Origin of the sequence: Butyrivibrio sp. INlla14, from assembly GCF_900102515.1 — a bacterium.
In the GTDB taxonomy this organism is placed as follows: Bacteria; Bacillota; Clostridia; order Lachnospirales; family Lachnospiraceae; genus Butyrivibrio.
On sequence record NZ_FMVS01000064.1, the window covers coordinates 1 to 3816 of the forward strand.

Consider the following 3816-nt stretch of genomic DNA (forward strand, 5'->3'; position numbering starts at 1 on the left):
CATACCGTTTAGTTGCCATCTGGCACCTCCTTATTCTCTTACCTATATTTCAAGATATACGAGAATAAGTTGTCAAGTTTAACTATACAGCATCAATACGAAAGTAAGCTAGAGGTGTATCCTTTGGATTACCTGTGCAAATTGCTATACGAAGAGATAGTGGGCATCTACGATAGAATAAATGAAAATTCGTTGGATAAGCTTGAATTCACGCTAAAGCCTGATATGGTGGGCAACAGAGGTATTCGCCCTATATATAATCATATGGTAAATATTGTCAATAAAGTTCAAAATGTGGAGTTTTTAAGATTGGTGGAATGCTTTTCTGTCCTTAAGCATTTGGACGGGCATAACAAGACGCTTATAGTACTTGGACCTAACGGCAGCGGAAAATCATCTTTTGCAAATTATATGAAAACTTTGGATACACATGTTAAAGTGATTCCTGCCTCTAAGCCAATAAAAACGCATGGTCTGGTACAGCAATTGTATGATTCTACCATAGAAAAGTATAATCAACAGCTCTACAGTAATGGCGGTGAAGATACTAATCTTTTAAATAAACTGATTATTGGTATCTGCTCAGAGCATGCTGATTTAGCAATGAAATTTTACGATACGAAGAAGGCTAATGGGAAATCTACATATGAAAAGGTAAAGGAGATTTTTGACGACTTTTTCGAGGTAAAGCTGGATTACTCACAATTTTCACAAAAGCAGATGATGTGCAAAAAGGGCGACGGGGCCCCTTACACTTTTAATCAAATGAGTGATGGTGAAAGAGTTGCATTTTTCTATATTGCAACTGTTTTATCTGCACCTGAACAGTCATTTATAATTGTTGATGAGCCAGAAAACCACTTGAATCCGGCGATCTATAACAAGATATGGGACAGACTAATAGAGGTTCGTTCAGACTGTCAGTTTATATTTATATCGCATACTATTGACTTCATTAGTGCGCGTACTAACTATGAACTTATGAGGATATCAGAGTTTGAATATCCGAGTAATTTTAAATTTGAATTCCTTGGTGAATCTATTGAGAATATTCCGAACCAGATGATAGTAGACCTTGTGGGGAGCAGAAAGCCGGTTTTATTCTGTGAGGGATCAAAGGTAGATTTTGATTACAAAATATATGAGGCATTGTTCGGTGAAAAATACACCATAATTCCTACGGGGAATTGTACAACTGTCAAGGACTGTGTTACTGCATGCGGGTTACATGCCAGAAAGCTTTCTATTCCTGCTGCAATTGGTATAATTGATTCTGATCTTAAGACCAGTACGGAAATGGATACATTGAAAAACAAAGGTATATACACGTTGAAATGCAATGAAATTGAAATGCTAATGCTTGATGAAGTTGTTTTCAAAGCTGTTCTGGAAAGAAGATTCAAGAGCGCAAGCGTTTTTGATGAGTTTAAGGGTGAGTTTTTTGAAAAGACACGGTCTGAGAAGGAACGTATAGTCAAGAGACTTGTGAAAGCTGAGATTGATGGTATTATTACCAGAACTACGATTGATGATAAGGCTAACAAAACAAAAGAAGATTTCCAAAACAATTTATCTGCTATTTACAATAGCATTGATGTAGACTTTTTGTGGAGCAATTACGAGGGAAAGATAGATGCTATAGTGGATGGCGGAGATTATACCGATGCGCTGCGTATATGCTGCTTAGAGCATAGAGAAATTATGCCGGGATTAACCAATAAATTCGTAAGTGATTACTCAGATACAGCACTGGGTATTATAAGAACTGATAAAAATGTTCAAGAACAGGTTAAACAAAAGTATTTCCCTGATATTACTTAATCCTTGCGCGTGGCAAGATAGTTTTCGCATAAGCTGATAAATGGCTTCTCGTTAACAGTATTTCAAGTAGCGAGAAGCCATTTTTTGTCATAAAAGCCCTTCCACGATAGTATGTATTGGATCTATTACATGAGATTGAAAAAGGTAAAGTTGGGTACATAATAGATGGTGACAACATTCTTATATTTATAGATCATAATTTGTGGAAACTTAATCAGTTTAATGACAGGGTGTTGCCATTAATACCTAACGATGAAACAAGCTATTTGCCACAGAAAGTAACTTTGGCGTATGCAAGTTCAGACGTTAAACGTGATTCAGAGATTAATGAAATAATGGCTGAATGCGATCGTATAGCGACGTTAGTATTAAATAAAGAGCATTTTCTATTATTTTTGCTTCATATCTAGAAAAAGGAATATATAGCATCCCCATCCTCCATCAAGGCAACCCTCCTTCGTCGGTGCTTCGCAGCCTTGACAGAGGTTGTGTGATGCTATAATGGGTAATCAACCCGATGTAAGGCGGCGTGCGCCGCGTTACATCGGGCACTCTTACTACAAGACCACAAGATAATCCATCCTCCATCTCAAGTATATGCTATAATATAAGCGGTTATGCGTCAGCATAACCGCTTGATTTTTGCCCGTTCCCAGTAACCTTCCGAGAAATCTGTTAAGGTGAATCAAATCACAAAACCAATAAGCAACAAACACTACCCTATACCGAGGATAACAATACATGTCAAAACGACTCCTCATCATAAATTCCGTCCTGGGTTTTGGCTCCACAGGCAATATAGTTCTGAACATTGCCAGAGAGTACCAGCAAAACGGATACGAAGTAAAAGCAGCATATGGCAGGAACTTCAAAGTCTCCAAGGATAAACTTCCAGATATTAAGAAATATGGAATACGAATAGGCAATGATATCGATGTCTATTCCCATCTCATATACTCAAGACTTACAGATAAGCATGGCCTTGCATCAAAAGCAGCCACGAAGAAGTTCCTAAAGTGGGCAGATGAATATGATCCAGATATCCTGTGGCTTCACAATATACACGGCTACTACATAAACTATGAACTCCTATTTACATGGATCAAGTCACGTCCTCAGATGCAGGTTAAATGGACCCTCCATGACTGCTGGGCATTTACAGGCCATTGTTCTCGCTTTACATATGTAGGATGTGATAAATGGAAGGCGGGTTGTAATAACTGCCCTCAGCTTGACCAGTACCCCAAGGCTATCACAGATAAAAGCGCAGACAATTATAGCCGTAAGAAAAAGGCCTTTACCGGAGTACCAAATCTGACTATAGTTACCCCTTCCAATTGGTTAAAAGAAAAAGTGAAACAGAGCTTTCTCTCAGAATACACTGTAGAAGTTCATTACAATACCATAAACACAAGTATCTTCAAGCCTGCACCAAGTACATTCAAGCAAAACCATGGAATTCAAGACAAAAAAATGATTCTAGGCGTTGCTAGTATATGGAATGAGCGCAAGGGGCTTAATGACTTTATAGAGTTGGCAAGACTACTGGAAGAGGACACTGAAAAGCAAGGACATTATAAGATAGTTTTAGTGGGGCTGTCTGATTAACAGATAAAAGACCTGTCGAAGAAAGCACCCAGTATCCTTGCACTTCCAAGAACTAGCAGTGCAAAAGAACTTGCGTAGATTTATACGGCAGCAGATGTATTTGTGAATCCTACGTATGAAGACACATTTCAATCAGTAAATATGGAGGCAGAAGCTTGTGGGACAAGAGTAATTACCTATGATACAGGTGGATGTGCTGAAACCATAAAAAGTCCCGGTAGCGCTGTGATTCTGCATGGTGCTGGGAATATCTTTATCAAGTTATAGTTTATTAGCTATCATTGCTAGAAAGTCTAGTGTACTGACACGTTGACAATTAATCAAAGTCGCTCCCTGCCTTAAAGGGCAGGGTACAGCGATTTGAGTTTGATTCTTGCATCAGATGTT

Annotated in this window: 3 protein-coding genes; all 3 read left to right on the forward strand. The window is 38.4% G+C overall.

The window, feature by feature from the left end; all coding sequences use genetic code 11:
• Positions 1-123 precede the first annotated feature (123 nt).
• Entirely contained in the window at positions 124-1821 is a 1698-nt protein-coding gene (locus BLO53_RS18760) for an AAA family ATPase (protein WP_092065215.1), read from the forward strand.
• Between the two features lie 741 nt (positions 1822-2562).
• Positions 2563-3429, forward strand: a complete 867-nt coding sequence (locus BLO53_RS18770; protein ID WP_242875407.1) for a glycosyltransferase — start codon at positions 2563-2565, stop codon at positions 3427-3429.
• Between the two features lie 78 nt (positions 3430-3507).
• Positions 3508-3696 carry a glycosyltransferase gene (locus BLO53_RS20045; RefSeq protein ID WP_255363897.1) on the forward strand — a complete coding sequence of 63 codons (189 nt, stop codon included), beginning with the start codon at positions 3508-3510 and terminating at the stop codon, positions 3694-3696.
• Positions 3697-3816: the final 120 nt, after the last annotated feature.

Excerpts from the sequence above, each read along its gene's own strand:
- BLO53_RS18770 (WP_242875407.1), top strand. The coding sequence starts at position 2,563 with ATGTCAAAACGACTCCTCATCATAAATTCCGTCCTGGGTTTTGGCTCC.